We start from the raw sequence: 25,982 nt of genomic DNA, 5'->3' as shown, positions 1-25,982 counted from the left end.
AAGACTGTCGGAGCTGACCGGTACTAATAAGCCAACAACTTCACACACACATCAACACTGTTGATCAATACATGCTACGCGTCCACTGTGCGGTTCCCGAGAAACGGGCACCACCCCCACCCCCGCGCACCACCAGTGCGCGGGCAAACCAGGGGGACCAACCCGAAAACTCGATACTGTTACGGCGGTCATAGCGTGGGGGAAACGCCCGGTCCCATTCCGAACCCGGAAGCTTAGCCCTTCAGCGCCGATGGTACTGCCCTCGAGAGGGGGTGGGAGAGTAGGACGCCGCCGGACACCCATTCACGAAAGGCCCACCCCCCCGGGGTGGGCCTTTCGCATACCCTCACACACGCACCACTCGTGTTCGGGCACCAGAAGCGCAGAGGCTGGCGCGACACGTCCGGACCGGGCTCGGCGGGACCAGCTTCGGCAGGACTGCGTTTCGGTGGCCGACGTGGCGGACGCGGCGGACCTTGACGTGCAGGGTTGGACCGACGGTTCGATTCTCTGGCCCACCGAGCCGCAGACCGCGGCCCTGTACGAGGCTTTGACCCCACCGTGCGTCGGACCGGGGAGCGGGGCCCCGGACCGGGCCGATAGGCTCCTCGGGTGACCGGAACCCCGCACCTTCCTGCCGCCGGGCCCACGTCGTCGTGGCGCGCGGCGCACTTCGTCAGCCTGCTCGACTTCGCCCGACCCTCCCTCGACGCCGACGGCGCCGCCGGGTGGCTGGACGACGAGGGCACCGTGGACCCGACGCAGCCCGCGCACCTGTGGATCACCTGCCGGATGACGCATACCTTCGGCCTCGGGCACCTCCTGGGCGTCGAGGACGCAGGGGCACTTCTCGAGCGGGGGATCGGCGGTCTGTCGCGCGCGCTCGCCGATGCCGAGCACGGGGGATGGCTCGCCTCGCGCGGTCCGGGCGCGGACCTCGACGGCCTCAAGCAGGCGTACGGGCACGCGTTCGTCGTGCTTGCCGGCTCGACCGGCACCGTGGCGCGCACGCCGGGGGCCATCACGCTGCTGGAGGCCGCGCTCTCGGTGCTGGACGAGCGCTTCTGGGAGGCGGATCGGCAGCTGCACCTCGACGAGCGGTCCCGTGACTGGGACACCGTGGACCCCTATCGCGGCGTCAACGCGAACATGCACTCGGTCGAGGCCCTTCTTGCGGCGCACGACGCCACGGGTGAGCGCCGCTGGCTCGACCGTGCTGCGACTGTCGCCGACCGCGTGATCGAGTGGGCGTCCGGCAACGGGTGGCGCATCCCGGAGCACTTCGACACCTCGTGGCAGCCCCAGCTGGAGTACAACGCCGACCGCCCGCACGACCCCTTCAAGCCGTACGGGGCGACGCCCGGCCACGGGCTGGAGTGGGCGCGGCTGCTGCTGCAGGTCGACGTCGCTGCCGGGACCGCCGGCCGGCGCACCGACGCGGCACGCCAGCTCTTCGAGCGCGCCGTGGCGGACGGCTGGGACGGGCCCCAGGGCGGGTTCGTGTACACCACCGACTGGTCCGGCAAGCCCGTCGAGGCCCGCCGGTTCCACTGGGTGGCTGCCGAGGCCGCGGCAGCCGCCGACGTCCTGCACCGGACGACGGGCGAGGCGCGCTTCGGCGAACTCGCCGACCAGTGGTGGGGATGGATCGACGTGCACCTGGTGGACCACGACCGCGGCTCCTGGTTCCACGAGCTCGACGCCGACAACGTCCCCTCCGGCCGGACGTGGATCGGCAAGCCGGACGTGTACCACGCGGCCCAGGCGGTCATCCTGCCGGACCTGCCGCTGACGGGGTCCTTCGCGGCATCGGCGCGAGAGGCCGGGCCGCTGCTCGCGGGTGCGCGCCTGGGTGCGGCGGAGGCAGCGCGTCGATGAGGATCTCCGCGAAGGCCGACTACGCGGTGCGGGCCGCCGCGGAGCTCGCGGCGTCCGACGACGGCCCCGTCCCGGCCGAGTCCCTCGCCCGCGCGCAGGAGGTGCCGCACCGATTCCTCGAGGCGATCCTCAGCGATCTGCGGCGCGAGGGCATCGTCGCGAGCCGACGCGGTGCCGGCGGCGGCTATGTGCTCGCCCGGCCTGCCGACAAGGTGACCGTGGCCGACGTCGTCCGGGCCGTGGACGGGCCGCTCGTGTTCGTGCGTGACGCCCGCCCGTCCGACCTCGAATACGCCGGGGCGGCGGCCTCGCTGCTGCACGTGTGGGTCGCGCTGCGCGTCAACGTGCGTGCGGTGCTCGAGCAGGTGACCCTGGCCGACCTCGCGGCCGGGAACATCCCCGACGTCGTACGCCGGCTCACCGAGCAGGAATCAGCGTGGATCAACCCGTGACGGAGGCCGCGGTCGCCTGACCGTCGGCGGACGCGTGCCCGTCCGCCGGCCCCCCGCCGTCGCCCGGCCGCCCCCCGACGCATCTCGCCATGCGGGCAAAACCCTGAGACCGTTGAATCCGATGGGACCGATCGGGTAACTTTGAATCCGTCGCGGCGGACCAGCTGCCGCGCCGAAACGGAGGGAACCCCCGTGCGGACACTTGTCCTCCTTGCCCTCGTGGGCCTCGGTGCGCAGCTCGTCGACGGCAGCCTCGGCATGGCCTACGGCGTGACCTCGACGACCCTGCTGCTCGCGATCGGTACCAACCCGGCGGCCGCGTCCGCGACCGTCCACCTTGCCGAGGTCGGCACGACGCTCGCTTCCGGCGCGTCGCACTGGCGCTTCGGAAACGTGGACTGGAAGGTCGTCATCAAGATCGGGATCCCCGGCGCGATCGGTGCGTTCGCCGGCGCGACGTTCCTGTCCTGGCTGTCGACCGAGATCGCCAAGCCTCTGATGTCCATCCTGCTGCTCGCCCTCGGCCTCTACGTGCTGCTGCGGTTCACGCTGCGCGGCCTGCGCACGGACCGTCTCGGGCAGCCGCTGCGCAAGCGGTTCCTCACGCCGCTCGGCCTGGTCGCCGGGTTCATGGACGCCACGGGCGGCGGCGGTTGGGGCCCGGTCGGCACCCCCGCCATCCTCGCGAGCGGCCGTATGGAGCCGCGCAAGGTGATCGGCTCGATCGACACCAGCGAGTTCTTCGTGGCCGTGGCCGCCAGCCTCGGCTTCCTCTTCGGCCTCGGCACCGCGGGCATCAACCCGACCTGGGCGCTGGCGCTGCTCATCGGCGGGCTCATCGCGGCGCCGATCGCCGCGTGGCTCGTGCGCCTGGTGCCGCCGCGCGTCCTGGGTTCCGCCGTCGGCGGCATCATCGTGCTCACCAACGTGCGGACCCTGCTGAGCCTCGACTCGTTCCCGGTGAGCGACGGGGTGCGCGCCCTGGTGCTCGGGATCATCGCGATCGGCTGGGCGGCCGCCGTCGTGTACTCGTTCCGCCAGCACCGCAAGGCCGTGGCGGCCGAGAAGGCCGAGACGGTGGGCGAGCCGGAGGCGGCAGCGGCGACCGCCGTCTGACCCCGCCCCGAACCCCACGCGCGCCGGAGCGGGTGGAATCACGGCTCGCTCCTTGACCGGGGCGGCGGCCAGGATTCCACCCGCTCGGCCTGCGTCGTGGGGTGGCGGTGTCGCGCCGTCCCGGTACCGTGGTGGAGCCAGGAGAACTGCACGCCGGACCCAGCTGCAGCGCACTGGGAGGTGAGCCCGATGCCCAGCACGCCGAACGACTCCCCGCGCCGCGAGCTCGTCGCTCTCGCGGAGCTGTTGGGCGCCGGAAGCCAGCTGCTCGTGGGCCAGTACCGGGTCGACGTCGCCACGGGGAAGTGGTGGTGGTCGGACGAGGTCTACCGCATCTTCGGGCGCGAGCCGGGGACCGTCGAGCCCGGGCCCGAGGTGCTGCGTGCCCACCTGCACCCGGACGACCGCGACCGGCTCTCCCGCACGGCGTCCGTCGCCCTCGGGGCGGGCCGGCCCTTCTCGGGCGCGCACCGCGTCGTCGACGACCACGGGCGCACCCACACCGTCGTCGTGACCGGGCAGGCGCGCCACGGCGCCGACGGCGCGTCGTCCCAGATCGTCGGCTACGTCATCGACGCGAGCCCCGTGGTGCGCGACGTGCTCGACCGCGAGGCGCAGCGTGCAGTGTCCCGCGCCTTCGTCTCGGCGGCGGCCGGGGAGCAGGCGAAGGGCGCCATCATGGCCGTCTGCGGGGTCGACGAGTCCGTCGCCACCGAGGTGCTCTCGGACGTCGGCGCCCAGGTAGGCGTCTCCGCCCAGTCCGCGGGCGAGCAGGTGATGAAGGCGCTCGCGAGGCCCGTGGGCGAGCGGGACGCCGCACTCACGGCCGCGGAGGTAGTGCGGGCGGCGCCGCCCGCGAAGGACGCGGCGGAGCGCCTCAGCCAGGCGCTCGCCACCGTGCGGCCCGTGGACCGGCCGCACGGCCACGATGCCCAGCTGGCGCGCCGTCGCCCCCGCGCTAGCCGCTGACAGGTCTCGACAGGCTCGACCGACGGAGACAGGCTCGACCGACGGAGACAGACCCCGGGCCGACCCGGCCCGGGGCGGTCAGCGGCCGGGGACGAAGCGGGCAGCCGCGCGCACCGCGCCACGGCGGGCGAGGCGCTTGGCCAGCACCGCGACGCCGCCCGAGACCGCGGCGAAGGTGACGGCCTGGATGATCGACAGCTCGTCGTCGTCCACGTTGGTGGGCGCCACGTTGCCCGTCGCCTTCTCCCACACGACCCCGACGAGCTTCTGCGCGGCCCATCCGGCGGCGATCGTCAGCACCACCGTGCCGACCTTCACGCCCAGCGGCTGCTCGGTGTCCGTCACGTGCTCTCCCTCGGTCGGTCCCGGCGCGGCCAGACATGGCCGGCGCGTCGTACGGCGTCCACGGCTCTCGGGCGGCGTCACGGCACGTCAGGCACGTCACACCCCGGAGTCGAGGACGGCACCACGGTAGCGCGGCCGTGATGTGTAGGCTCGTGGTGATACGACAGGGGAGCGCTCACCGGCGCTGAGAGTGCGGACCGCCGCAGACCCTCGAACCTGACCCGGTTAGCACCGGTGGAGGAAGTCGGGAATCTCGTTCCCTGCGGGAGGCCGCACCACGACGGTGCCGGACGCCCGCAGGACCCCCTTCTCGCACCTCGAGGAGGACAGCATGAACCTGAGGATCACGGCCGCGGCCGCGGGAGCCGTCGCCTTGCTGCCGCTGCTGGCGGCCTGCGGCGGCGGGACGTCGTCGGACGGCACGAGCGGCGAGGGGTCGAGCACCGTGACGCTCGTGACGCACGACTCGTTCGCCGTCTCGGACGAGGTGCTGGCCGCGTTCGAGAAGGAGTCCGGGCTCACCGTGGAGCAGGTGGCGCCCGGCGACGCGGGCACGTTGGTGAACCAGCTGGTGCTCACCAAGGACGCGCCGCTCGGTGACGCCGTCTTCGGGGTGGACAACACGTACGCGTCGCGCGCCGTCGACGCGGGGGTCTTCGAGGAGTATCAGCCGGCGGACCTCGACCCGCAGGTCGCCGCCTACGCGCCTGACGACCTGGCAGGCGTGCTCACGCCGGTCGACCGGGGCGACGTGTGCCTCAACCTCGACGACGGCTGGTTCGAGGAGCACGACGTCACGCCGCCGGCGACGCTCGAGGACCTCACGAAGCCGGCGTACCGGGACCTGACCGTGGTCACCAACCCCGCGACGTCGTCCCCGGGCCTCGCGTTCCTGCTCGCGACGATCGGCGCCTTCGGCACCGACGGCTGGGAGGGCTACTGGGCCGGCCTGCGCGACAACGGCGTGAAGGTGGCGGAGAGCTGGGAGGACGCGTACTACGTGGACTTCTCCGGGGCCGGCGAGGGCGGGCAACGGCCGATCGCGCTGTCGTACGCGACGTCGCCCGCGTTCACGGTGAGCGAGGACGGGACGACCTCCACCACCAGCGCGATGCTCGACACGTGCTTCCGGCAGGTCGAGTACGCGGGCGTGCTCGCGGGTGCGGAGAACCCGGACGGCGCGAAGCAGCTCGTCGACTTCCTCACCTCCGCGGAGTTCCAGGCCGACGTCCCCGGCCAGATGTACATGTACCCGGCCGACCCCGAGGTGGAGCTGCCCGCCGACTGGCAGCAGTTCGCGCCGCTGGCCGACGAGCCGTTCGAGGTGGCGCCGGCGGACGTCGCCGCGCACCGTGACGAGTGGATCGAGCAGTGGACGGCCACGGTCGTCGGCTGAGGCGCCCGACGACGCCGCGCTGGGGCGCGTGGCTCGGCTGGGGCGCCGCCGTCGCGCTCCCGCTGGGGTTCCTCGCGGTCTTCTTCGCCTGGCCGGTGGTGTCGCTCGTCCTGCAGGGGTTCTTCGCCGAGACGCCCACGGGGCGGGAGCTCGACCTGTCCGGGTTCGCCGAGGTGCTGTCCCAGGACCGCACGTGGCGGATCGTCGGCCAGACGCTCGCGCAGGCGCTCACCGGCACGGTGCTGTCGGTGCTGCTCGGCCTGCCGGGCGCGTACGTGCTGTACCGGTGCCGGTTCCCCGGCCGCACCCTGGTGCGCGGCCTGGTGACCGTGCCGTTCGTGCTGCCGAGCGTCGTCGTCGGTGTCGCGTTCCGCGCGCTCTTCGCGCCGGGCGGTGTGCTCGGCTGGGCCGGGCTCGAGGAGAGCTTCGCCGGCATCGTGCTGGCCCTGGTGTTCTTCAACTACGCGGTGGTGGTGCGCACGGTCGGCGGGATGTGGGAGCGGTTGGACCCGCGCGCCGAGCAGGCTGCCCGGGCGCTCGGTGCCACGCCGTGGCGCGCGTTCCGCACGGTGACGCTCCCCGCGCTCGGCCCCGCGATCGCGTCGGCCGCGGCGGTGGTGTTCCTGTTCTGCGCGACGGCGTTCGGCGTCGTGCTGGTGCTCGGCGGCCTGCGCTACGGCACCATCGAGACGGAGATCTGGACGCGCACCACCCAGTTCCTCGACCTGCGCTCGGCGGCGGTGCTGTCGGTGCTGCAGCTCGTCGTGGTGGGCGCCGCCCTGCTGGTCAGCTCCCGCGCCCGTGCGCGCCGGGAGCGGGCCCTGCACCTCACGAGCGACCGGGTGTCCGCGCACCGGCTGCGGCTGCGTGACGGCGCCGACCTCGCGCCCGCGCTCGTCACCCTCGTCGTCGTGGCGGGTCTGCTCGTGCTGCCCATGGCAGGGCTCGTCACGCGCTCGCTGCGGGCGCCCGACGGTTCCTGGGGTCTCGACAACTACGTGGCGCTCGGCACCACCGGCGGACGCAACGCGCTCACGGTGACGGTGTGGGAGGCGCTGGGCAACTCGCTGCGCACCGCGGCGTGGGCCGCGCTGATCGCCGTCGTCGTGGGCGGGCTCGTGGCCCTCGTCGTCTCGCGCCGCCCGCGCCGGGCGGGGCTGCGGCACGCCGTCGGTGCGCTCGACGCCGCGTTCATGCTGCCGCTCGGCGTCTCCGCGGTGACGGTGGGGTTCGGCTTCCTCATCACGTTGGACCGGCCGCTGGGCCTCGACGTCGACCTGCGCACCTCGGGGGCGCTGGTGCCGATCGCGCAGGCCGTGGTGGCGATCCCGCTCGTGGTGCGCACGATGCTGCCGGTGCTGCGCGCCATCGACCCGCGCCTGCGCGAGGCCGCCGCCACCCTCGGCGCCGCGCCCGGGCGGGTGCTGCGCACGGTGGACGGGCCCTTGGGTACGCGGTCGCTCGGGCTGGCGATCGGGTTCGCGTTCGCCGTCTCGCTCGGGGAGTTCGGCGCGACGTCGTTCCTCGCCCGCCCCGACACGGCCACGCTGCCCGTGGTCATCTACCGGCTCATCGGGCGGCCCGGGGCCGAGAACTACGGGATGGCGCTCGCGGCGTCCGTGGTGCTGGCGCTGCTGACCGCGACCGTCATGATGGTGGCCGAGCGCCTGCGGGGCGACCGGCCCGGAGGGGAGTTCTGATGGAGCAGGCCCGCGAGACGGCGGGGCTCGCCGTGCGTGACGCCGTCGTCCGGTACGGGGCGACCCGTCGCCGGCCGGGGTCCGTCGCGGTGGACGGCGTGTCGCTCGACGTCGCCGCCGGCGAGATCGTCGCGCTGCTGGGGCCGAGCGGATGCGGCAAGTCGTCGCTGCTGCGCGCGGTCGCGGGGCTGGAGCCGCTCGCGTCCGGCACCGTCGCCTTCGACGGCGACGACCTGGCGGGCGTGCCCGTGCACCGACGGAACTTCGGGCTGCTCTTCCAGGACGGCCAGCTCTTCCCCCACCGCGACGTCGGCCGCAACGTCGCGTACGGGCTCGAGACGCAGGGCGTGCCGCGCGCGGAGCGCGCCGCGCGGGTCGCCGCGCTGCTCGCCGACGTCGGCCTGGCCGGTTACGAGGGCCGGTCCGTCGCGACCCTGTCCGGCGGCGAGAAGCAGCGCGTCGCGCTGGCTCGCGCGCTCGCGCCGCGCCCGCGCCTGCTGCTGCTCGACGAGCCGCTGTCCGCCCTCGACCGTCGGCTGCGCGAGCGCCTCGCCGTGGACGTCCGCGACGCGCTGCGGGCCACCGGCACCACGGCCGTCTTCGTCACGCACGACCACGACGAAGCGTTCACCGTCGCCGACCGCGTGGCCGTCATGGACGCCGGGCGGCTGCTGCAGGTGGATGCCCCGGACGTGTTGCTGTGCGCGCCTGCGAACACCCGGGTCGCGGAGTTCCTGGGGCTCGCGGCACCTGACGCGCCCGGCGCGCGCGACACGTCCCGTGCAAGGACGGCGGCGGCGGCGACATCGACGGGGCATGACCTCTGACGACGAGCCCACGGGCAGGGCGCGGCGGCCGCTCGCGGCGTGGGCGCTGCCCTGCCTTGCGGTGCTGGGAGGGCGCGCCCTCGGTCCAGGAGGGTCCCCCGCGAGCACGGGTGAGGAGCGGTCACGGCAGCGGAGCCGCAGGACTGCGAGGGGTGGGCGCTCGTCGAGGGCTGAGCCTCAGGCCTCGCCGGCGTCGTGCACCAGCAGGGCGACCTGGGTGCGGTTCTCCAGCCCCAGCTTCTCGAGCACGCTCGACACGTGCGCCTTCACGGTCGGCACGCTGAGGTAGAGCCGGGCGGCGATGTCGGCGTTCGACGCCCCGCGGCCCAGCTCGACCGCGACGTCGCGCTCGCGCGCCGTGAGGACGCCCAGCGCGGCCCGGGCGCGGTCGCGCGAGCCGTCCGTCCCGGCGACGGCGTCCATGAGCCGCCGCGCGACGTCCGGCGCCAGCACGGGCTCGCCCGCGGCCGCCGCCCGCACGGCGGTGGCGATCCGGTCGGGCGCCATGTCCTTGAGCAGGTAGCCGGCGGCCCCGGCGCGCAGCGCGCCACCCACCTCCTCCGCGGTGTCGAAGGTGGTGAGCACGACGACAGCCGGTGGCGACGGGCGGGCCCGCACCCGCCGCGTGGCGGCGATGCCGTCCGTGCCCGGCATCCGCAGGTCCATGAGCACGACGTCGGCGGGGTGCGCGTCCAGGACGCCGGGGACCTCCGCGCCGTCGGCCGCCTCCGCCACGACCCGGATCCCGTGCGCGCCGTCGAGCATGAGCCGCAGACCTGCGCGCACCAGCGCGTCGTCGTCCACGAGGACGAGGCGGACGAGAGTCGCGTCCGGAGCGCCGGTATCTGTCGTGGGGCCGGGTCCCGGCGTCGTCGTCACGCGTCCCACGGTAGCCAGGCCTCCACGCCGAACCCGCGCGACGCGTCGGGCCCGGGCGCCGGGCCGGAGGTGAGCGTGCCACCCAGCAGCGTGGCGCGCTCGCGCAGCCCGACCAGGCCCGTGCCCGTGCCCGTCCCCGCACCTTCCGGCGGGGCGCTGCCCGGGCGGGCGCCGTCGTCGGCCACCCGCACGCGGACCTCGCCCGGAGCGGTCGCGACGGTCACGCGCACGGCGGCACCGGGTGCGTGCCGGCGGGCGTTGGTCAGCCCCTCCTGGACCACCCGGAACACCGCGGTCGCGACGGCGGCCGGGGGCGTGTCGTCGCCCGTGCGCTCGTAGCCCACGTCGTTCCCGGCGGCGCGGGCGTCGTCGACGAGGCGGCGCACGTCGTCCAGGCCGGGCACGGGACCGAGGTCGTCGGGGCCCGCGCGGAGCAGGCGGATCACCTGGCGCAGGTCCTCCAGGGCGTCGCTCACGCCGGCGCGGACGCGGCCCGCGGCCGCGGCGAGCGCGGTCGGGTCGGCGTCCGGCCGGTACTCCATGGCGCCCGCCGTCGCCGCGAGGAGGGAGAGCCGGTGGGCGAGGGTGTCGTGCATCTCCCGGGCGATGCGGGTGCGCTCGGCCGTGCGCGCCTCCGCGACGCGCCGCTCCTGCTCGGCCTCGGCGCGGCGCGCCCGGTCGCGCAGGGACCACAGCACGAGGGCGCGCTCGCGGCCGTAGGCGCCCCAGCCGAAGAGCGCGGCGTGCACCGCCACGTCGCACAGCAGCCACCAGCCCAGGGGCAGGCTCACCGGCCGCCACAGCGCCTGCACGGCGTGCCCCAGCACCCCCGCGCCCGCCACCCATGCCGCCGTGCGGACCGGGTACCAGCGCGCCACCTGCAGCGTGCCCACCGTCGCGGCGGGCGTCGCCGCGCCCGAGACGGCGGCCAGCACCGCGAGGCCGACGGCGGCCGCGACGCTGCGGCGGGTGAAGAGCAGCGGCACCAGGGCGACCGCCGCGACGGCGACGCTGATGTCGACGGCGGCCGGCACCTGCGGCGTCGTGCCGACGACCGCCCCGGGCACCGGGGTGGCCGTGATGACGGCGGCCGTCGCGGCCACGGTCAGGACGGCGACGAGCACCCAGGAGCTCACGAGGACGCCGCGCGGCACTCGCGGCGGGCCCGGGGCGGGCGGTGGGCACGGAGCGTCGGCGGCCCACGCGCCGCGGGCCTCGGCGGCGGGGTGCAGGGTGCCGGTGGATGTCATGACCGGGACGCTACGGCGGGCCGCCGCGGCGCGACACCGACGAAAGTCGGGGGTGCCGCCTCCCCCTGGCGCGGGACGGACCGACCGCGGCAGGGAGCGGGCCCGCCGGCGCCCGCGGGAGGGTCGTCGTGCCGGCAGGGTGCCGGCACCGAGGAGGGGACGACATGGACACGACAGAAAACCTGACCGGCGGCCGCGCGACGCGGGGCTCCGCACCGGACGTGCCGCCCCGGAGCTCCTGGTGGAACCGCCCGCGGACGGTCGTGGTGGGCGCGGTCCTGACCGGCGCGCTCGTCTTCAGGATCGGCACGGCGCTCGGCGTCGACCCGCAGGTGCGGGCGGGGTCGGGCACGCTCGAGGTCACCATCTCGGCGGTGATCGCCGCGAGCCTCACGGCGGCGCTGGCCGGGTGGGGCGTCCGGGCGCTCCTGCTCCGGCGGAGGAACGGCGGGCGGGCGGCCTGGCTGGTGCTGAGCGGCGCCGTCCTGCTCGTGTCGCTGCTGGGCCCGCTGGGGGCCGCGACCGCCGGCGCGATCCTGCTGCTCCTCCTGGAGCACCTGGCCGTGGGCGCGGTGATCGCGCTGGGCCTCAGCGGGGCGGCGCCTCGGGCCGCCACAGCGGCGTGAAGACGCCCCGGGCCGCCAGCATGAGCGCCAGGAGGGGGCCGCGCTGCCGCTCGAACGCGGCGCGGTCCACCAAGCCGCGGTCGAGGCGGCGGTGCAGCATCGCGAGCTCGGTCGCCGCCTGCTGGTAGTCGCGCATCGCGCGGGCGGGCCCCGGGCCGGCGGCGGCCCGGACCTGCGCGCGGGCGCGCCGGCGTCGCGCCAGCGAGGTGAGCATCACGACGTCCGGCAGGGCGACGACGCCCAGCGGCCCGTACTGCGGCAGGTGCTGCCCGATGAGCGCGACGATGCGTGCGCGGTCGGCGCGCACGACGACGAGCAGCCCGACCACGATCCCCAGGCCCAGCAGGTACACGGCGAGGACGGGCACGATGCCGAACGACGGGGCGGCGTTCCACAGCGCGTGGTACGTCATCGCGCCGAGCAGGCCGAGCAGCACCGGCCAGACCCGCGCCCAGCCCCGCGGCGCGAGCGCCGCCGTCGCGATCCCGAGGCCGGTCAGGGAGGTGCACAGCGGGTGGACCAGCGGCGACAGGAGGCCGCGTGCCACGAACGTCACGGCCAGACCGTCGGGGCCCGCCGTCGTGTAGTAGTGGATGTTCTCCACCGTGGCGAAGCCCAGGCCCACCATCGAGCCGTAGATGATGCCGTCGGTGGGCCCGTTCAGCTCGTGCCGGCGGAACCAGAGCATCCCCACGAGCACCAGCGCCTTGAGGGTCTCCTCGACGACGGGGGCGGTGAGCACCGCCGTCGCGACGAAGCCCTCCTCCTGGCCGAGCAGCGGCGTCCACAGCAGCGTGAGCCCGGCGGTGTTGATGCCCATCGCGACCAGCACGGAGATCCCCGCGCCCCAGAGGAACGCCAGGACCAGCGCGTCCGGCGGCTCGGGCTCGAGCCGGTCGAGGGCGAGCACCCCGGCCAGCAGCAGCGGGAGGGGAAGGAGGGCGAGGAGCAGCCCTTCGAGGAACGTCGGCCCCTCCGCCGAGGTCATCACGAGCGCCACGAGCAGGCACACCGACGAGACCGCGATCGCCACGATGACGCCCACCGACGGGCGGCCCGTGGGGCGCGCGTCGAGGATCGCACGGGGGTCCAGGGCGGGCATGGCCCCTGATCCTAGGTGCGGCCGCCGCGCGCCGCGCCGATGATTTCCTCAGCGACGGACGGTCGTCCCCGTCAGCACCCTCTCGGGAGCCGCTCGGCGCCCGCTCGGAAAGGACCTCCCATGGCCACGGTCGTCTCGACCCTCTTCATCTCGCTCGACGGCGTCGCCGAGATCGACCCCGCCTGGCACTTCCCGTACTTCGACGACCACATGTCGCGCGCCGTCGACGACGACTACGCCGGTACCGACGTGCTGTTGATCGGCCGGGTCACCTACGAGAGCTTCGCCGGCGCCTGGCCCGAGCGGGAGGACGCCGGTGAGGAGGACGCCGCCTTCGCGAAGCGGCTCGGGAACATGCGCAAGGTGGTGGCGACCCGCTCCGACGGCGATCTCGGCTGGCGCAACGTCGAACGCCTCGACGGCGACCTCGCGGCCGCCGTCGAGGCGCTGAAGGCCGAGGACGGCGTGGACAAGGTCCTCGTGCCCGGCTCCCTGTCGATCGTCCGCCAGCTCCTCGCCGCCGGCCTGCTCGACGAGCTCCGCCTGCTGGTGCACCCCGTCGCCGCGCGCCACGGCGAGCGGCTCTTCGACGAGGGGGAGCCGATCTACCCGCTCACCCTGCTGCGGTCGGAGGCCTTCCCGACCGGCGTCGTCCGCCTGGTCTACACGCCGAGCGAGCTGCCGAACCAGGCGGAGTACGACGACGTCAAGGGCCAGGTGCCCGGCGGCGAGTGACGCTCAGGCGCGGTGCTCGCGGTAGTAGCGGATGAGCGCCTGGGTGGAGGAGTCCTGCGCGGCCAGCGCGGCGTCGTCGCCCGAGACCGCGGGAGCGACCTCCAGGGCGAGCTTCTTGCCGAGCTCGACACCCCACTGGTCGAAGCTGTCGATGCCCCACACCACGCCCTGCACGAAGGTGATGTGCTCGTACAGCGCGACGAGCTGACCGAGCACCGACGGCGTGAGCGCCGGGGCGATGATCGACGTCGTCGGCCGGTTCCCGGAGAAGACGCGCGCGGGCACGATCTCCTCGGGCGTGCCCTCGGCGCGCACCTCGTCCGCCGTCTTGCCGAAGGCGAGCGCCTTGGTCTGGGCGAAGAAGTTCGCGAGGAACAGCTCGTGCACGTCGGCACCCGCGGCCACGGCCTTGCCGTCCCCGGTCCCGTCGGTGAGGGGGTAGGCGGGGGTGGCGAGGGCGATGAAGTCCGCCGGGATGAGGCGCGTGCCCTGGTGGATGAGCTGGTAGAAGGCGTGCTGGCCGTTGGTGCCCGGCTCGCCCCAGAAGACCTCGCCCGTCTGCGTGGTGACGGGGGAACCGTCCCAGCGCACCGACTTGCCGTTGGACTCCATCGTGAGCTGCTGCAGGTACGCGGGGAAGCGGTGCAGCTGCTGCGCGTACGGCAGCACCGCGTGCGTGTGGGCGCCGAGGAAGTTGACGTACCAGACGTTCAGCATGCCCATGAGGACGGGCACGTTGGCCTCGAACGGGGCGGAACGGAAGTGCTCGTCGACCGCGCGGAAGCCGGCCAGCAGGTCGCGGAAGACGGCGGGGCCGAAGGCGATCGCCAGCGACGTGCCGATCGCGGAGTCCACGGAGTAGCGACCGCCTACCCAGTCCCAGAACCCGAACGCGTTGGCGGGGTCGATGCCGAAGTCGGCCACCTTGTCGAGGGCGGTCGAGACGGCCACGAAGTGCGCCTTGACGGCGGCCTGCTTCGCGTCGGGGTCGTCCTCGATGACGCCCGCGGCGATGAGACGCTCCCACAGCCACGCCCGGGCGAGGCGCGCGTTGGTCAGCGTCTCCAGCGTGCCGAACGTCTTGGAGGCCACGATGAACAGCGTGGTCTCCGGATCGAGGTCCGCCGTCTTCTGCGCGACGTCGGTGGGGTCGATGTTGGAGACGAACCGGACCTCGAGGTCCGGCCGCCCGTACGGCTTGAGCGCCTCGTAGACCATGACCGGGCCGAGGTCGGAGCCGCCGATGCCGATGTTCACGACCGTGCGCACGGGCTTGCCGGTGACACCCGTCCACGACCCGTCGCGGACCTGGTCGGCGAAGGCGCTCAGCTTGTCGAGCTCGGACTGCACGTCGGCGTCGACGTCCTGCCCGTCGACGACCAGCGGCGGCTGCGTGCCGGGCGCGCGGCGCAGCGCGGTGTGCAGGACGGCGCGGTCCTCCGTGGCGTTGATGTGCTCGCCGGTGAACATCGCCTCGATGCGCTCGGGCAGGCGCACCTCCTGGGCGAGGCGGACCAGCAGGCCCAGCGTCTCGTCGGTCGCGAGGTTCTTGGAGAGGTCCACGTGCAGGTCGCCCGCGACGTGGGTCATGCGCTCGGCACGGCCCGGGTCGGCGGCGAACCAGGCACGCAGGTCGCCCCGGAACTCCTGGTAGTGGGCGTACAGGTCGCCCCAGGAGGTCGTGGTGGTGGGATCGACGGGGGAGGAGGTCATGGTCCCCACGGTACTGACCGCCCGGTCCGGTTGCGCGGCCTGCCCACGCTGCCAGGATGACGACCAGCCGGGAACGGGCCCGGCCTCTGGAGGGAGCGACGCATGGCGAATTTCACGGTCTGGAAGTTCGAGGACCCGGGCGCGGCCGACCGCGCCTTCAAGGCCGTCAAGGGCGGCGAGGCGGACGGTCTGGTGAAGATCATCGACCACGCGGTCGTGAGCTGGCCCGAGGGCGCGAAGAAGCCGAGCACCCAAGGGGACCACGACGACACGGCGAAGGCGTCGGGGTGGGGTGCGTTCTGGGGCCTGCTCCTGGGCGCCCTGTTCTTCCTGCCGATCCTGGGCGCCGCCGCGGGCGCCGCCATCGCCGGCATCTCGAAGTCCCTGTCCGACGTGGGCATCACCGCGAAGGACCTCGAGACGATGAAGAAGGAGATCGTGCCCGGCACGTCGGCGCTGTTCGTCGTGACCGAGCCGATCGACCCCGACCGCCTGGCAGAGCGCCTCCACGGCGTCCAGGCGACGCTCGTGAGCACCAACCTGACCGACGCCGAGCGCCGGAACCTGCTGGAGGCCTTCGGTCAGTGAGTCGCCGGTCGAGCCTCTCGGGACCCGAGGTCTCGACGGGCTCGACCGACGGGGCGTCGTCAGGCGGGCTGCCAGCGATTGCCCCACCGGCGCGTGAGGGTGCCGCCGAAGGTGTCGGCGAGCGCGTCGACCCGGTCGTGGACGGCGTCCGCCACGCGGTGCGCGGCGGCGTCGTCGTCCGCGGTGAAGCGGACCGTGATCCGTGCCCGGCCCCGCACCACGCCGACGTCGTACGCCTCGACGGTGACCAGCTCGCGCGCCGCGTCGGCGGCGGCCGGCAGCACGTCGGCGGGGTCGACGCCCGGCTGCAGCAGGCCGACGGCGAGGCTCACGCGGTACGAGGGCACCCGGCGATCCTGCCACCCCCGACGGGCACGGTCCCGTCACAGGTCACCCCGGTCGTGGACACGTCCGCCCCCGTAGACTCGCCGCCGTGACTGCCGACCCCTCGACAGACCCCGTCCCCGAGCCTGTTCAGGCGCCCGCCGCCCCCGCCCAGCGGGGTGTGGCCCTCGAGATCGCCGTGCAGGACGTCGCGGGGGCGCACGCCGCGGTTGCCGGCGGCGCCGACCGCCTCGAGCTGTGCGCCGCCCTCGCCGGGACGGGCGGGCTCACGCCGTCGACCGGGATGGTCGCCGCCGTCGCCGACGCGCTGCGCGGCACGGGCGTCGGCGTGCACGTCCTGGTGCGCCCGCGGGCCGGCGGCTTCGCGTTCACGGAGGCCGAGATCGACGTGCAGGTGCGCGACGTGCGCGCCGTCCTCGAGGCCGGGGCGGACGGCGTCGTCGTCGGTGCCATGACGGCCGCGGGCGAGGTCGACGCCGCGGCGCTGGCCGCGTTCGTGGCCGCGGCCGGCGGCGGCGACGTCACGTTCCACCGCGCGATCGACCAGGTCGCCGAGCCCGTCGCCGTCCTCGACACCCTCGCGGCTGCAGGTGTGCGCCGCGTGCTCACCTCCGGCGGCGCGCCCCGCGCCGGGGAGGCCCTCGACGTGCTCGGGGCGCTCGCCGGTCGTGGCCGGGAGCTCGGTGTCGAGATCATGGCCGGCGGCGGCGTCCGTGTGCAGGACGTGCCCGCTCTCGTCGGCGCCGGCGTGCACGCCGTCCACCTGTCGGCCAGGCGCACCGTGGTCGCCGACGGCGGCCCCGGGGGAGGCGGAACCAGCGGATACGACGTCACCGACGCCGACCTGGTGGCCGCGACCCGCGCCGCGCTCGACGCCGGGACGACCCCGTGACCCCGCTGGCGGCGCTCGCCGCGTCGGCGACGGACCCCGCCGAGGGCTACGACGGCTTCATCGGCTGGGTGCTGGGCCTGATGACCACGCTCGGCGAGGTCGGCGTGGGCGCCGCGGTGCTCGTCGAGACCTTCGTCCCGCCCATCCCGTCGGAGGCCGTGCTGCCGGCGGCCGGCTTCCTCGCCTACGACGGGCAGATGAACGCCTGGCTGGCGATCCTCGCCGCCACCATCGGTGCCGTCGTCGGCGCGTGGGTCTGGTGGTTCCTGGGGTTCCTGCTCGGGCGTGACCGCACCCGCGCGATCGTCGACGCCATCCCGCTGATGGACGGCTCCGACTTCGACAAGGCAGAGGCGTTCTTCGCGAAGTGGGGCCGCGTCGCCGTGCTCGTGGGGCGGTGCGTGCCGCTGGTGCGCAGCTTCATCTCCATCCCCGCCGGCATCGAGCGCATGCCGTTCTGGTCGTTCACGCTGTACACCGCCATCGGCTCCGGCGTGTGGAACGGCATCTGGGTGGGCCTCGGCTACGCCTTCGGACCCGCCATCGAACCCGTGCTGGAGCAGTGGAGCGGCATCATCTCCGACGCCGTCCTCGTCGTCATCGGCCTGCTCGTGCTGTGGTTCGTCGTGGTGCGGCTGCGCCAGCGCTACCTGGCCCGCCGCGGCCCTCGCGAGCCCGAGCGCCGGCACGGTCGCGCGCGCTGACCTTCCGCCGAGGTCGTGCGAACCCGCGCGAGGTAGTTCGAACTACCTCGCGGTGACCCGAACTACCTCGCGGTGACCCGAACTACCTCGCCGGGATCCTGACTACCTCGCCGGGATCCGAACTATCTCGGCGGGGGCGCGGTGGAGGCGCGGACGACGAGCGAGGTCGGCAGACGGAGGTGGCGCTCGCGGGCGGTGCCGTCGAGGAGGTCGAGCACCATGCGCAGTGCCTCGGCACCCATGCGGTGCAGGGGCTGCGCGACCGTCGTCAACGGGGGAGCGCTGCCCCACGACTCGGGGATGTTGTCGAAGCCGACGACGGACAGGTCCTCGGGCACCCGCAGGCCGAGCTCGGTGGCCACCTCGAGCACGTGGATGGCGGACAGGTCGTTCGCGGCGAAGACCGCGGTGGGCCGGTCGGGCCGGTCGAGCAGCGTCCGGACGGGCGCGTCGGCCAGGTCGGGGCGGTAGCCGCCCACCTTGATGAGCAACGGGTCGACGGCGATGCCGGCGCCCTCGAGCGCCTGCCGGTAGCCGAGCTCGCGCAGGCGCGCGGACTCCAGGTCGGCGCGGCCGCCGAGGTGCGCGACACGACGGTGGCCGAGCGCGATGAGGTGCTCCACGGCCTCGCGGGCGCCGGTCGTGTTGTCGGAGTCGACGGTGGGGGTGCCCTCGGGCCCGGTGTGCGGGTCGACGGCGACCACGGGGACGGGGGAGTCGGACGACAGCACCATCGTGGGGGTCACGACGATCGCCGCGTCGACGAGGGTGCCGGCGAGCCGGGACAGCGACCGCCGCTCCCAGCCGGTCTGCGCGCCGCCGTCCGTGCGGCCGGCGTAGGCGAGGAGCTCGTAGCCGGTGCCGTCGACCGCGGCCGAGATGCCCTTGAGCAGCTCGGTGGAGTACGGCTCGAACTCGGCGACGAGCACCCCGATGACGTTGGTGCTGGTGCGGCGCAGGCTGCGGGCCACCAGGGAGGACTCGTAGCCGAGCTCCTCGACCACGGCCAGGACCCGCTCGGAGGTGCCGGCGGCGACGCCGTAGCGGTTGTTCACCACCTTCGACACGGTGGCCACCGAGACCCCGGCGACGCGCGCGACGTCGGAGATGGTGACGCGCCCGACGGGGGCGGAGGGTCCCGCGGCGGGCGGGTCGGCGGCGGTGCTCACGAGTCGACAGTATGCGGCATCCCCGAGCGGGACACGCGGCCACGACGGTGCAGCGGGTGAGATGTCGAAATCGTTATCGACAACGATTGACGACCGGGTGGCCCGCCTGTCACTCTCGTGCTCAGGCACTCACCCCGCGGCAGCGTCGCTGCCGTGCCCGTCGACGAGGACAAGGGATCGATGATGACGAGGACGAGGATCATGCGCGGCGCCACCGCGGTCGCGCTCGGGACCACCGTGGCGCTCCTGGGCGCCGCCTGCGCGGGCCAGGGGACCGGCTCGCAGGGCGGCGGCGACGAGAGCAGCGCTGACACCGGCACGATCACGTGGTGGCACAACTCCAACACCGGCGAGGGCAAGGAGTACTACGACCAGGTCGCCGCCGACTTCGAGAAGGACCACCCCGGCACCACCGTCGAGGTCAGCGCCATGGCCCACGAGGACATGCTCACCAAGCTCGACGCCGCCTTCCAGAGCGGCGACGCGCCCGACGTGTTCATGGAGCGCGGCGGCGGCGAGCTCGCCGACCACGTCGAGGCGGGCCTGCTCAAGGACCTCTCCGAGCCGGCGGCCGACACGGTCGACACGCTGGGCGCGTACATGCCCGGCTTCCAGGTGGACGGCGCGTCCTACGCGCTGCCGTTCTCCATCGGCGTCGTCGGCTTCTGGTACAACAAGTCGCTCTTCGAGGAGGCCGGGATCACCGAGACCCCCACCACGATGGACGAGCTGTACGACGTCGTCGACAAGCTCAAGGCCGCCGGCATCACGCCCGCCTCCGTGGGCGCCGGCGACAAGTGGCCCGCCGCGCACTACTGGTACTACAACGTGGTCCGGCAGTGCGCCGCGGACACGCTCGACGCCGCCATCGCGGACGTCGACTACTCCGACCCGTGCTTCGTCAAGGCGGGCGAGACGCTCGACGACACGCTCGCCACCGAGCCCTTCAACAAGGGCTTCCTCACCACCGCGTCGCAGACCGGCCCGACGTCGGCCTCCGGCCTGCTCGCCTCCGGCAAGGTCGCGATGGAGCTCGCCGGCCACTGGGAGCCCGGTGTCATGCAGGGGCTCACGGAGGACGGCGAGGGCCTGGGCGAGGACACCGGCTGGTTCCCGTACCCGTCGATCGACGGCCAGCAGGGCACCGAGGGCGCCCAGATGGGCGGCGGCGACGCATGGGCCGTCTCGCAGGACGCGCCCGACGTCGCGGTCGAGTTCGCCCAGTACCTCCTGAGCGACGAGGTCCAGCAGGGCTTCGCCGAGAGGGACATGGGCCTGCCGACCAACCCGACGGCGTCCGCGTCGGTCTCCGACCCGTCGCTGGCCGAGCTGCTCGAGGTGCGCGACAGCGCTCCGGAGATCCAGCTCTACCTCGACACGCTGCTCGGAGCCTCCGTCGGCGGTGCGATGAACGACGCGATCGCCCTGCAGTTCGCCGGCAAGGCGACCCCGCAGGACGTCGTCGACGCGGTGCAGTCCGCCGCCGAAGCGGACCAGTGACGGACACCGTCGTCCGGTCCGCCGACCGTGCCCGGGCACGGTCGGCGGACCGCCGTCCGGAGGGGCGCCGCGGCCGGGCCGGGGTGTGGCGCCAGCGGGCGGAGATCGCCCTGTTCGTGACGCCGGCCCTCGCGCTCCTCGTGGCGTTCATCGTCGTCCCGATCGCGACCGCCGTGCAGATGTCGCTGTACCGGTGGAAGGGCTTCGGCCCGATGGTCGACTTCGTCGGCCTGCGCAACTACGTCTCCGTGCTGACCAACGAGGTCTTCACCGACGCCGTCGTGCACAACCTGATCATCGTGGCCGGGTCGATCCTGCTGCAGCTGCCCCTCGGGCTCGCGATCGCCCTGCTGCTCAACCGCAAGATGTGGGGCCAGGGCCTGCTGCGCACCATCATCTTCGTGCCGTACGTGCTGGCGGAGGTCATCGCCGGCGTCGTCTGGTTCCAGCTGCTGCAGCCGCAGTACGGCGTGATCGACACGATGCTGGCCGGCGTCGGGCTGCACGGGCCGGAGCAGGGCTTCCTCGGCACGCCCGAGTACGCGCTGTGGACCGTGCTCGTGGTGCTCACCTGGAAGTACCTCGGCCTGGCCGTGATCCTGTTCCTCGCCGGCCTGCAGGGCGTGCCCGACGAGCTGTACGAGGCGGCCCAGCTCGACGGCGCCACCTGGTGGCAGGTGCAGCGGCGCATCACCATCCCGCTGCTGGGACCGACGATGCGCACCTGGGGCTTCCTGTCGATGATCGGCTCGCTCCAGCTCTTCGACATGGTCTGGATCCTCACGGGCGGCGGCCCCGCGAACGCCACGACGACCATGGCCACGTTCCTCGTCAACGAGGGCACCAAGCGGCAGAACTTCGGGATCGCCGGTGCGGCGTCGGTGGTGCTGTTCGTCATCGCCCTGGTGCTCGCGCTCGCGTACCAGAAGTTCATCCTGAGCCGCGACAGCAAGGAGGGCGGCCGATGAGCGCCGACATGGACACGGCCGCCGGTCGAGCTCGTCGAGACCAGGCTTCCGACAGGCCCGACCAGCGGCCGGCGCGGAAGAGGACGTTCTCGGGCGGGAGCCCCCTGGTCTACGCGATCGCCCTCGTCGTGGTCGCGGTGACCCTCGGGCCCGTGATGTACGGCGTGCTCGGCGGGTTCCGCACCAACGCCCAGCTCGCCGAGGACCCGTCCGGGCTGCCGAGCCCCTGGGTGTGGTCCAACTACGCGGGCGTGCTCGCGGCGGACTCGCCGTTCTGGGGCTACTTCCTCAACTCCACGATCATCGCCGTCGTCACGACCGCCGTCGTCGTGGTGTTCGGGATCATGGCCGCCTACCCCCTCGCGCGATACCGCTTCAGGGGGCGCGAGGCGCTGTTCATGGTGTTCGTGATCGGGTTGCTCTTCCCCGCCACGGTGGCGATCATCCCGCTGTTCATCCTGATCACGCAGAACTATCAGATGGGCAACACCTGGTGGGGCGTGGCGCTGCCGCAGGCGGCGTTCGCGCTGCCGATGACGGTCGTCATCCTGCGGCCGTTCCTCATGGCGCTGCCCACCGAGCTCGAGGAGGCGGCGCAGCTCGACGGCACCAGCCGCATCGGGTTCTTCTGGCGGATCCTGCTGCCCCTGTCGGGGCCCGGGATGGTGACGGTCGGCGTGCTCGCGTTCGTCGGCTCCTGGAACGCCTACCTCCTGCCGCTGCTGCTGCTGCAGGGCGACATGCGGACGCTGCCCCTCGGCGTCGCCGACTTCTCCTCGGAGCACTCGGCCGACACCGCGGGCGTGTTCGCCTTCACGACGCTGGCGATGATCCCTGCGCTGGTGTTCTTCCTCGCGATGCAGAAGCGCATCGTGAACGGCCTGCAGGGAGCCGTGAAGGGATGACCGAAGGAGAATCCGTGACCCACGCCCCCGCGACACCCCCTGCGACGTCCCCGGTGCAGCCCGCGATCCCGGCCATGCCGGTGGTGTCCGAGCGCGTCCGCGCGCTGCACGCCCGGATGACGCTCGACGAGAAGCTCGCGCAGCTGGTCGGCTACTGGCTCGACCAGGGCGGCGAGGTGGTGGCGCCGATGCAGGGCGAGATGGCCGCCGGCGACGAGGGCCGGCTCGAGGAGGTCACGCGGCACGGCATCGGCCACTACACCCGCGTGTACGGCACCCGGCCGGTGGACCCCGCCGAGCGGGCCGCCTGGCTGTGGACGGAGCAGCAGCGGCTGCGTCGCGAGACGCGGCTCGGCATCCCCGCCCTCGTGCACGAGGAGTGCCTCACCGGGCTGTCCGCGTGGAAGGCCGCGACGTTCCCGACGCCGCTCGCCTGGGGGGCGTCGTTCGACCCCGACCTCGTGGCCGAGATGGGCCGCGTGATCGGCGGCTCGATGCGCGAGCTCGGCATCCACCAGGGGCTCGCCCCGGTGCTCGACGTCGTGCGCGACCCGCGCTGGGGCCGCGTCGACGAGTGCATCGGCGAGGACCCGTACCTCGTCGGCACGGTCGGCACCGCGTACGTGCGGGGGCTGCAGGACGCCGGCGTGCACGCCACGCTCAAGCACTTCGTCGGCTACTCGGCGTCGCGCGCCGGGCGCAACCACGCGCCGGTGGCGGCCGGCCCGCGCGAGATGGCCGACGTCTTCCTCCCGCCGTTCGAGATGGCGGTGCGCGACGGCGGCGTCCGCTCCGTCATGGCGTCGTACGTCGACGTGGACGGCGTGCCCATGCACGCCAGCGCGGAGTACCTCACCGGGATCCTGCGCGACCGGTGGGGCTTCGACGGCACGGTGGTCGCGGACTACTTCGGCGTCGCGTTCCTCGAGGTGATGCACCGGGTCGCCGCGGACCGCGGCCAGGCCGCGGCGCAGGCGCTCGAGGCCGGGCTCGACGTCGAGCTGCCGTCGGGCAACGCGTTCCTCGAGCCGCTCGCGGAGCTGGTCCGCGCGGGCACGGTGGACGAGCGGTACGTGGACCGCGCCGTGCTGCGTGCCCTGGCGCAGAAGGAGGAGCTGGGGCTGCTCGACGACGGCGCCTTCGCCGGCGAGCCGCCCGCGGTCGTCGACCTCGACTCGCCCGCGCACCGCGACGTGGCCCGCCGCCTCGCCGAGGAGTCCCTCGTCCTGCTCAGCAACGACGACCTGCTGCCGCTGGCCCGGTGGACCGCCGCCCCGGCGCGCGTCGCCGTCGTCGGGCCCAACGCGCACCGCAGCGACGCCCTCATGGGCTGCTACTCGTTCGCCAACCACGTGCTGGCGCACCACCCCGAGGTGTCCAAGGGCTTCCACATCCCCACCGTGTTCGAGTCGCTCGGCGGCGCGTTCCGCTCCGCCGGGCTGCCGCAGCCCGAGCTGGTGCACGCCGCGGGCTGCGACGTCGAGGGCGAGGACACCTCCGGCTTCGCGGAGGCGGTCGCCGCGGCCTCGTCCGCCGACGTGGCGGTCGTCGTCGTGGGTGACCACGCGGGCCTGTTCGGCCGCGGCACCGTGGGCGAGGGCAACGACGCGGAGTCGTTGGAGCTTCCGGGCGTGCAGCGCGGGCTCGTGGAGGCCGTGCTGGCCACCGGCACGCCCGTCGTCATGGTGGTGCTCAGCGGGAGGCCCTACGCGATCGACTGGGCGCTCGACGGCGACCGCCGTCCCGGCGCGGTGCTGCAGGCGTTCTTCCCCGGCGAGGAGGGCGGCACGGCCCTCGCGGAGGCGATCGCCGGCGCGGTGAACCCGTCGGGCCGCCTTCCCGTGTCGCTGCCGCGGTCGGCGGGGGCGCAGCCCTACTCGTACCTGCACCCCGTGCTGGGCGGGCCGTCGGACGTCACCTCCACGGACTCGACGCCGCTGCGGCCGTTCGGCTTCGGCCTGTCGTACACCACGTTCGCGTACACCGACCTGGCCGTCGACACGGAGGTCGCGGCCGACGGCACGTTCGCGGCGTCGGTGCGCGTCACCAACACGGGGGCCGTCGCCGGGGCCGACGTCGTGCAGCTCTACGGGCGCGACGTGCTCGGGTCCGTCACCCGGCCGGTGGCGCAGCTGCTGGCCTACCGGCGGGTCGCCCTGGAGCCGGGGGAGTCGGCCGTCGTGACGTTCTCCGTGCCCACCACGCGACTCGCGTTCGCCGACCGCCGCCTGGTGCGCGTCGTCGAGCCGGGCGACGTCGAGGTGTGGGTCGGGTCGCACGTGGCCGCCACCCCCGACACCGACGCCGAGGACGTGCAGCACACCACCGGTGGCGCCATCACCAGCGCCAGGCGCTCGGAGAAGCGCGACCTGCCGGGCACGGCGACGCCGCGCGCGACGCTCGTCGTCACCGGCGACACCTACGAGGTCACCGTCGCCGACCCGCGGGTGGTGACGTCGACCGTCGTCTAGCGGGTCGCGCCGCGGTGCGGAGGTGTCCCGGTCAGGATGGGGCAATGGCCCGTGTGCTGCACGTCGTCCGGTCCGTCGTCGCCCCCGTGACGCGCACGCGCGCGTTCCGGGCGGTGGCGCCGGTGGTGCTGCCGCCCGTGGAGCGCGCGCTGGCGTGGGCGACGCGCGGGCGGTTCCAGCTCAGCGCGGTGCTGGTGCCGTCGCTGGTGCTGCACAGCACCGGGGCCCGGTCGGGGCAGCCTCGCGACACGTCCCTCATGTACACGCCCGTCGGTGGGTGGCGGCTGGTCGTGGCGGGCACGTCCTTCGCGCGCGAGCGGCACCCGGCGTGGACGTACAACCTGCTCGCCCACCCGGACGCGGCGGTGAGCATCCGCGGCCGGCGGTTCGACGTCCGCGCCACGCTCGTCACCGGTGCCGCCGAACGGGACGCGCTGTGGGCGCGCATCGAGGCGCAGTGGCCGGGGTATCGCACCTACGAGCGGGAGTCGGGCCGCGTGGTGCGGCTGTTCCTGCTCGCGCGCGCGGGCGGCTGAGCGGCGGTCAGGCCCCCCTCGACCGGTACGCGGTGGGCGACGTGCCGTGCGTACGGGCGAACCGGCGGGAGAAGTACAGCGGGTCGTCGTAGCCGCACGCCTGCGCGACGGCCGCGACGGGCAGGTCCGTGGCGTCGAGGAGCTCGCGGGCCCGGGCCAGGCGCAGCCCGGTCTGGTACTGCAGCGGCGACGTACCGACCTGCGCCCGGAACAGCGCGCCGAGCTGTGAGGTGCTGAGGCCGACCATCGCCGCGAGGGCGGTGACGGAGGTGCGGCGCGGGGTCGTGGCACGCAGGTGCTCGACGGCGCGCTCCACGGGGTCCGGCGCGGGGCCGGGGGAGCGTCGCCCCGTCGCGACCACGTCGGCGAGGGCGTGCCACGCCGCCCCGGCGGCCCGGACGAGGCCGCCCGCCGTGCCGTCGTCGAGGGCGTCGATGACCTGGGAGACGAGGCTGGCGACGGCCGCCGGGTCGCGCAGGTGCGAGACGGGGCCGCCGGCGGCGTCCCGGGCGGCGCCGGCGAGCTCGTCGGCGTCCCGGCCGGCCACGTGCAGCCACCAGAGGGTCCAGGGGGCGCGCTCGTGGGCGGCGTACTCGTGCGGCGTGGCCGCGGGCACCAGCACCACGTCGCCCGGGCGGACGTCGAACCGTCCGTCCGGGGTGCGGCACCAGCCGGACCCGTCGGTGCAGACCAGCAGGACGTGCTCCCGGGCGCCGTCCGGCCGCCACCGTCCGTGCCGTGCGGCGTGCGGGAAGAAGCCCGCGTCCGTCACCACGAGGCGGCCCGTCACCGGCCGCGTCAGGGCCGCGCGGACCGTCGGGCGCGGGACCACGACCATGCGCTGACCGGCGAAGCCCTCCCGGAGCGCACCACCTGCCTCGACCGTCGTTTCGTCCATGCGGCCCAGGGAATCGCC

Annotated in this window: 25 protein-coding genes, 1 rRNA gene and 1 riboswitch; of the genes, 18 read left to right on the top strand and 8 right to left on the bottom strand. The window is 74.1% G+C overall.

Features of this window, described 5'->3' with window-relative positions:
• The first annotated feature begins 180 nt into the window (after positions 1–180).
• From rrf to B5Y66_RS04625, 5 genes are all read left to right on the top strand, one after another.
• Positions 181–297, top strand: a 5S ribosomal RNA gene (rrf, locus tag B5Y66_RS04645).
• Between the two features lie 315 nt (positions 298–612).
• Positions 613–1,878, top strand: coding sequence for an AGE family epimerase/isomerase (locus B5Y66_RS04640; protein ID WP_079571502.1), 1,266 nt, complete (start codon positions 613–615; stop codon positions 1,876–1,878).
• Entirely contained in the window at positions 1,875–2,330 is a 456-nt protein-coding gene (locus B5Y66_RS04635) for an RrF2 family transcriptional regulator (RefSeq protein ID WP_079571499.1), read from the top strand. The genes B5Y66_RS04640 and B5Y66_RS04635 overlap by 4 nt, the downstream gene beginning before the upstream one ends.
• Before the next feature lie 192 nt (positions 2,331–2,522).
• Positions 2,523–3,446 (top strand): sulfite exporter TauE/SafE family protein, encoded by a 924-nt coding sequence (locus tag B5Y66_RS04630; RefSeq protein ID WP_079571497.1) that lies wholly within the window; start codon positions 2,523–2,525, stop codon positions 3,444–3,446.
• A 189-nt stretch (positions 3,447–3,635) separates the two neighbouring features.
• Positions 3,636–4,415 carry a PAS domain-containing protein gene (locus tag B5Y66_RS04625; protein ID WP_079571494.1) on the top strand — a complete coding sequence of 260 codons (780 nt, stop codon included), beginning with the start codon at positions 3,636–3,638 and terminating at the stop codon, positions 4,413–4,415.
• A gap of 78 nt (positions 4,416–4,493) precedes the next feature.
• On the opposite strand, the gene B5Y66_RS04620 is transcribed toward B5Y66_RS04625, so the two are convergent.
• Positions 4,494–4,760, bottom strand: a complete 267-nt coding sequence (locus B5Y66_RS04620) for a DUF4235 domain-containing protein (RefSeq protein ID WP_079571491.1) — start codon at positions 4,758–4,760, stop codon at positions 4,494–4,496.
• A 155-nt stretch (positions 4,761–4,915) separates the two neighbouring features.
• Positions 4,916–5,020: riboswitch (TPP riboswitch) on the top strand.
• A 71-nt stretch (positions 5,021–5,091) separates the two neighbouring features.
• Between B5Y66_RS04620 and B5Y66_RS04615 the strand changes: the two genes are divergently transcribed.
• From B5Y66_RS04615 to B5Y66_RS04605, 3 genes are read left to right on the top strand one after another with little or no spacing between them, the layout of a single operon-like run.
• The gene (locus B5Y66_RS04615) at positions 5,092–6,156 is read left to right on the top strand and encodes a thiamine ABC transporter substrate-binding protein (RefSeq protein WP_079571863.1); all 1,065 of its coding nucleotides are present in this window, start codon (positions 5,092–5,094) and stop codon (positions 6,154–6,156) included.
• Positions 6,132–7,856 carry an ABC transporter permease gene (locus B5Y66_RS04610; protein ID WP_245806915.1) on the top strand — a complete coding sequence of 575 codons (1,725 nt, stop codon included), beginning with the start codon at positions 6,132–6,134 and terminating at the stop codon, positions 7,854–7,856. The genes B5Y66_RS04615 and B5Y66_RS04610 overlap by 25 nt, the downstream gene beginning before the upstream one ends.
• Positions 7,856–8,683 (top strand): ABC transporter ATP-binding protein, encoded by an 828-nt coding sequence (locus B5Y66_RS04605; protein ID WP_079571486.1) that lies wholly within the window; start codon positions 7,856–7,858, stop codon positions 8,681–8,683. The genes B5Y66_RS04610 and B5Y66_RS04605 overlap by 1 nt, the downstream gene beginning before the upstream one ends.
• Positions 8,684–8,860: 177 nt before the next feature.
• Here B5Y66_RS04605 and B5Y66_RS04600 read toward each other — a convergent pair whose 3' ends face one another.
• Positions 8,861–9,562, bottom strand: coding sequence for a response regulator transcription factor (locus B5Y66_RS04600; RefSeq protein WP_079571861.1), 702 nt, complete (start codon positions 9,560–9,562; stop codon positions 8,861–8,863).
• On the bottom strand, positions 9,559–10,812 hold the full coding sequence (locus B5Y66_RS04595; RefSeq protein WP_079571484.1) for a sensor histidine kinase: 1,254 nt from the start codon (positions 10,810–10,812) through the stop codon (positions 9,559–9,561). The genes B5Y66_RS04600 and B5Y66_RS04595 overlap by 4 nt, the downstream gene beginning before the upstream one ends.
• A gap of 164 nt (positions 10,813–10,976) precedes the next feature.
• Here B5Y66_RS04595 and B5Y66_RS04590 point away from each other — a divergent pair, with 164 nt between their 5' ends.
• On the top strand, positions 10,977–11,438 hold the full coding sequence (locus B5Y66_RS04590) for a DUF6069 family protein (RefSeq protein ID WP_079571482.1): 462 nt from the start codon (positions 10,977–10,979) through the stop codon (positions 11,436–11,438).
• On the opposite strand, the gene B5Y66_RS04585 is transcribed toward B5Y66_RS04590, so the two are convergent.
• Positions 11,401–12,540, bottom strand: coding sequence for a PrsW family intramembrane metalloprotease (locus B5Y66_RS04585; protein ID WP_079571477.1), 1,140 nt, complete (start codon positions 12,538–12,540; stop codon positions 11,401–11,403). The two genes, B5Y66_RS04590 and B5Y66_RS04585, sit on opposite strands and share 38 nt — an antisense overlap.
• A gap of 120 nt (positions 12,541–12,660) precedes the next feature.
• On the opposite strand from B5Y66_RS04585, the gene B5Y66_RS04580 reads away from it, so the two are divergent.
• A complete protein-coding gene (locus tag B5Y66_RS04580; protein WP_079571474.1) occupies positions 12,661–13,275 on the top strand; it encodes a dihydrofolate reductase family protein in 615 nt (204 codons plus the stop codon).
• A 3-nt stretch (positions 13,276–13,278) separates the two neighbouring features.
• Here the strand turns inward: B5Y66_RS04580 and pgi are convergent, their stop codons facing one another.
• The gene (pgi, locus tag B5Y66_RS04575; protein WP_079571472.1) at positions 13,279–14,988 is read right to left on the bottom strand and encodes a glucose-6-phosphate isomerase; all 1,710 of its coding nucleotides are present in this window, start codon (positions 14,986–14,988) and stop codon (positions 13,279–13,281) included.
• 102 nt (positions 14,989–15,090) lie between these two features.
• Between pgi and B5Y66_RS04570 the strand changes: the two genes are divergently transcribed.
• Positions 15,091–15,576: a DUF1269 domain-containing protein gene (locus B5Y66_RS04570; RefSeq protein WP_079571469.1), complete on the top strand. Its 486-nt coding sequence runs from the start codon at positions 15,091–15,093 to the stop codon at positions 15,574–15,576.
• A 59-nt stretch (positions 15,577–15,635) separates the two neighbouring features.
• Here B5Y66_RS04570 and B5Y66_RS04565 read toward each other — a convergent pair whose 3' ends face one another.
• Positions 15,636–15,923: a hypothetical protein gene (locus tag B5Y66_RS04565; RefSeq protein ID WP_079571466.1), complete on the bottom strand. Its 288-nt coding sequence runs from the start codon at positions 15,921–15,923 to the stop codon at positions 15,636–15,638.
• Positions 15,924–16,081: 158 nt separating this feature from the next.
• On the opposite strand from B5Y66_RS04565, the gene B5Y66_RS04560 reads away from it, so the two are divergent.
• Entirely contained in the window at positions 16,082–16,813 is a 732-nt protein-coding gene (locus B5Y66_RS04560) for a copper homeostasis protein CutC (RefSeq protein WP_079571464.1), read from the top strand.
• Positions 16,810–17,517, top strand: coding sequence for a DedA family protein (locus tag B5Y66_RS04555; RefSeq protein WP_245806914.1), 708 nt, complete (start codon positions 16,810–16,812; stop codon positions 17,515–17,517). The genes B5Y66_RS04560 and B5Y66_RS04555 overlap by 4 nt, the downstream gene beginning before the upstream one ends.
• Before the next feature lie 122 nt (positions 17,518–17,639).
• Here B5Y66_RS04555 and B5Y66_RS04550 read toward each other — a convergent pair whose 3' ends face one another.
• Positions 17,640–18,686 carry a LacI family DNA-binding transcriptional regulator gene (locus B5Y66_RS04550; RefSeq protein ID WP_245806913.1) on the bottom strand — a complete coding sequence of 349 codons (1,047 nt, stop codon included), beginning with the start codon at positions 18,684–18,686 and terminating at the stop codon, positions 17,640–17,642.
• A 183-nt stretch (positions 18,687–18,869) separates the two neighbouring features.
• Here B5Y66_RS04550 and B5Y66_RS04545 point away from each other — a divergent pair, with 183 nt between their 5' ends.
• The 5 genes from B5Y66_RS04545 to B5Y66_RS04525 are packed head-to-tail and all read left to right on the top strand — an operon-like array spanning position 18,870 to position 25,066.
• A complete protein-coding gene (locus B5Y66_RS04545; RefSeq protein ID WP_079571850.1) occupies positions 18,870–20,186 on the top strand; it encodes an extracellular solute-binding protein in 1,317 nt (438 codons plus the stop codon).
• Positions 20,183–21,154 carry a carbohydrate ABC transporter permease gene (locus B5Y66_RS04540; RefSeq protein WP_079571462.1) on the top strand — a complete coding sequence of 324 codons (972 nt, stop codon included), beginning with the start codon at positions 20,183–20,185 and terminating at the stop codon, positions 21,152–21,154. The genes B5Y66_RS04545 and B5Y66_RS04540 overlap by 4 nt, the downstream gene beginning before the upstream one ends.
• The gene (locus tag B5Y66_RS04535) at positions 21,151–22,059 is read left to right on the top strand and encodes a carbohydrate ABC transporter permease (protein ID WP_079571459.1); all 909 of its coding nucleotides are present in this window, start codon (positions 21,151–21,153) and stop codon (positions 22,057–22,059) included. Before B5Y66_RS04540 ends, B5Y66_RS04535 begins: the two co-directional genes overlap by 4 nt.
• Positions 22,056–24,530 (top strand): beta-xylosidase/alpha-l-arabinosidase, encoded by a 2,475-nt coding sequence (locus B5Y66_RS04530; RefSeq protein WP_176168775.1) that lies wholly within the window; start codon positions 22,056–22,058, stop codon positions 24,528–24,530. The genes B5Y66_RS04535 and B5Y66_RS04530 overlap by 4 nt, the downstream gene beginning before the upstream one ends.
• Positions 24,531–24,574: 44 nt before the next feature.
• Complete coding sequence (locus B5Y66_RS04525; protein WP_079571457.1) at positions 24,575–25,066, top strand: nitroreductase/quinone reductase family protein; 492 nt, start codon at positions 24,575–24,577, stop codon at positions 25,064–25,066.
• Positions 25,067–25,073: 7 nt separating this feature from the next.
• Here B5Y66_RS04525 and B5Y66_RS04520 read toward each other — a convergent pair whose 3' ends face one another.
• Entirely contained in the window at positions 25,074–25,964 is an 891-nt protein-coding gene (locus tag B5Y66_RS04520; RefSeq protein WP_079571454.1) for an AraC family transcriptional regulator, read from the bottom strand.
• Between the last annotated feature and the right edge of the window lie 18 nt (positions 25,965–25,982).

This window comes from Krasilnikoviella flava, from assembly GCF_900167525.1.
In the GTDB taxonomy this organism is placed as follows: domain Bacteria; phylum Actinomycetota; class Actinomycetes; order Actinomycetales; family Cellulomonadaceae; genus Isoptericola; species Isoptericola flavus.
This window is presented reverse-complemented; position numbering and strand designations above follow the sequence as displayed.

Bases quoted from the DNA above. Each gene is read 5' to 3' on its own strand.
- B5Y66_RS04585 (WP_079571477.1), bottom strand. From the start codon at position 12,540: ATGCCCGCCCTGGACCCCCGTGCGATCCTCGACGCGCGCCCCACGGGC.
- B5Y66_RS04635 (WP_079571499.1), top strand. From the start codon at position 1,875: ATGAGGATCTCCGCGAAGGCCGACTACGCGGTGCGGGCCGCCGCGGAG.
- B5Y66_RS04595 (WP_079571484.1), bottom strand. From the start codon at position 10,812: ATGACATCCACCGGCACCCTGCACCCCGCCGCCGAGGCCCGCGGCGCG.
- B5Y66_RS04625 (WP_079571494.1), top strand. From the start codon at position 3,636: ATGCCCAGCACGCCGAACGACTCCCCGCGCCGCGAGCTCGTCGCTCTC.
- B5Y66_RS04535 (WP_079571459.1), top strand. From the start codon at position 21,151: ATGAGCGCCGACATGGACACGGCCGCCGGTCGAGCTCGTCGAGACCAG.
- B5Y66_RS04520 (WP_079571454.1), bottom strand. From the start codon at position 25,964: ATGGACGAAACGACGGTCGAGGCAGGTGGTGCGCTCCGGGAGGGCTTC.
- B5Y66_RS04525 (WP_079571457.1), top strand. From the start codon at position 24,575: ATGGCCCGTGTGCTGCACGTCGTCCGGTCCGTCGTCGCCCCCGTGACG.
- B5Y66_RS04570 (WP_079571469.1), top strand. From the start codon at position 15,091: ATGGCGAATTTCACGGTCTGGAAGTTCGAGGACCCGGGCGCGGCCGAC.
- B5Y66_RS04530 (WP_176168775.1), top strand. From the start codon at position 22,056: ATGACCGAAGGAGAATCCGTGACCCACGCCCCCGCGACACCCCCTGCG.
- B5Y66_RS04545 (WP_079571850.1), top strand. From the start codon at position 18,870: ATGACGAGGACGAGGATCATGCGCGGCGCCACCGCGGTCGCGCTCGGG.
- B5Y66_RS04605 (WP_079571486.1), top strand. From the start codon at position 7,856: ATGGAGCAGGCCCGCGAGACGGCGGGGCTCGCCGTGCGTGACGCCGTC.
- B5Y66_RS04590 (WP_079571482.1), top strand. From the start codon at position 10,977: ATGGACACGACAGAAAACCTGACCGGCGGCCGCGCGACGCGGGGCTCC.
- B5Y66_RS04615 (WP_079571863.1), top strand. From the start codon at position 5,092: ATGAACCTGAGGATCACGGCCGCGGCCGCGGGAGCCGTCGCCTTGCTG.
- B5Y66_RS04580 (WP_079571474.1), top strand. From the start codon at position 12,661: ATGGCCACGGTCGTCTCGACCCTCTTCATCTCGCTCGACGGCGTCGCC.
- pgi (WP_079571472.1), bottom strand. From the start codon at position 14,988: ATGACCTCCTCCCCCGTCGATCCCACCACCACGACCTCCTGGGGCGAC.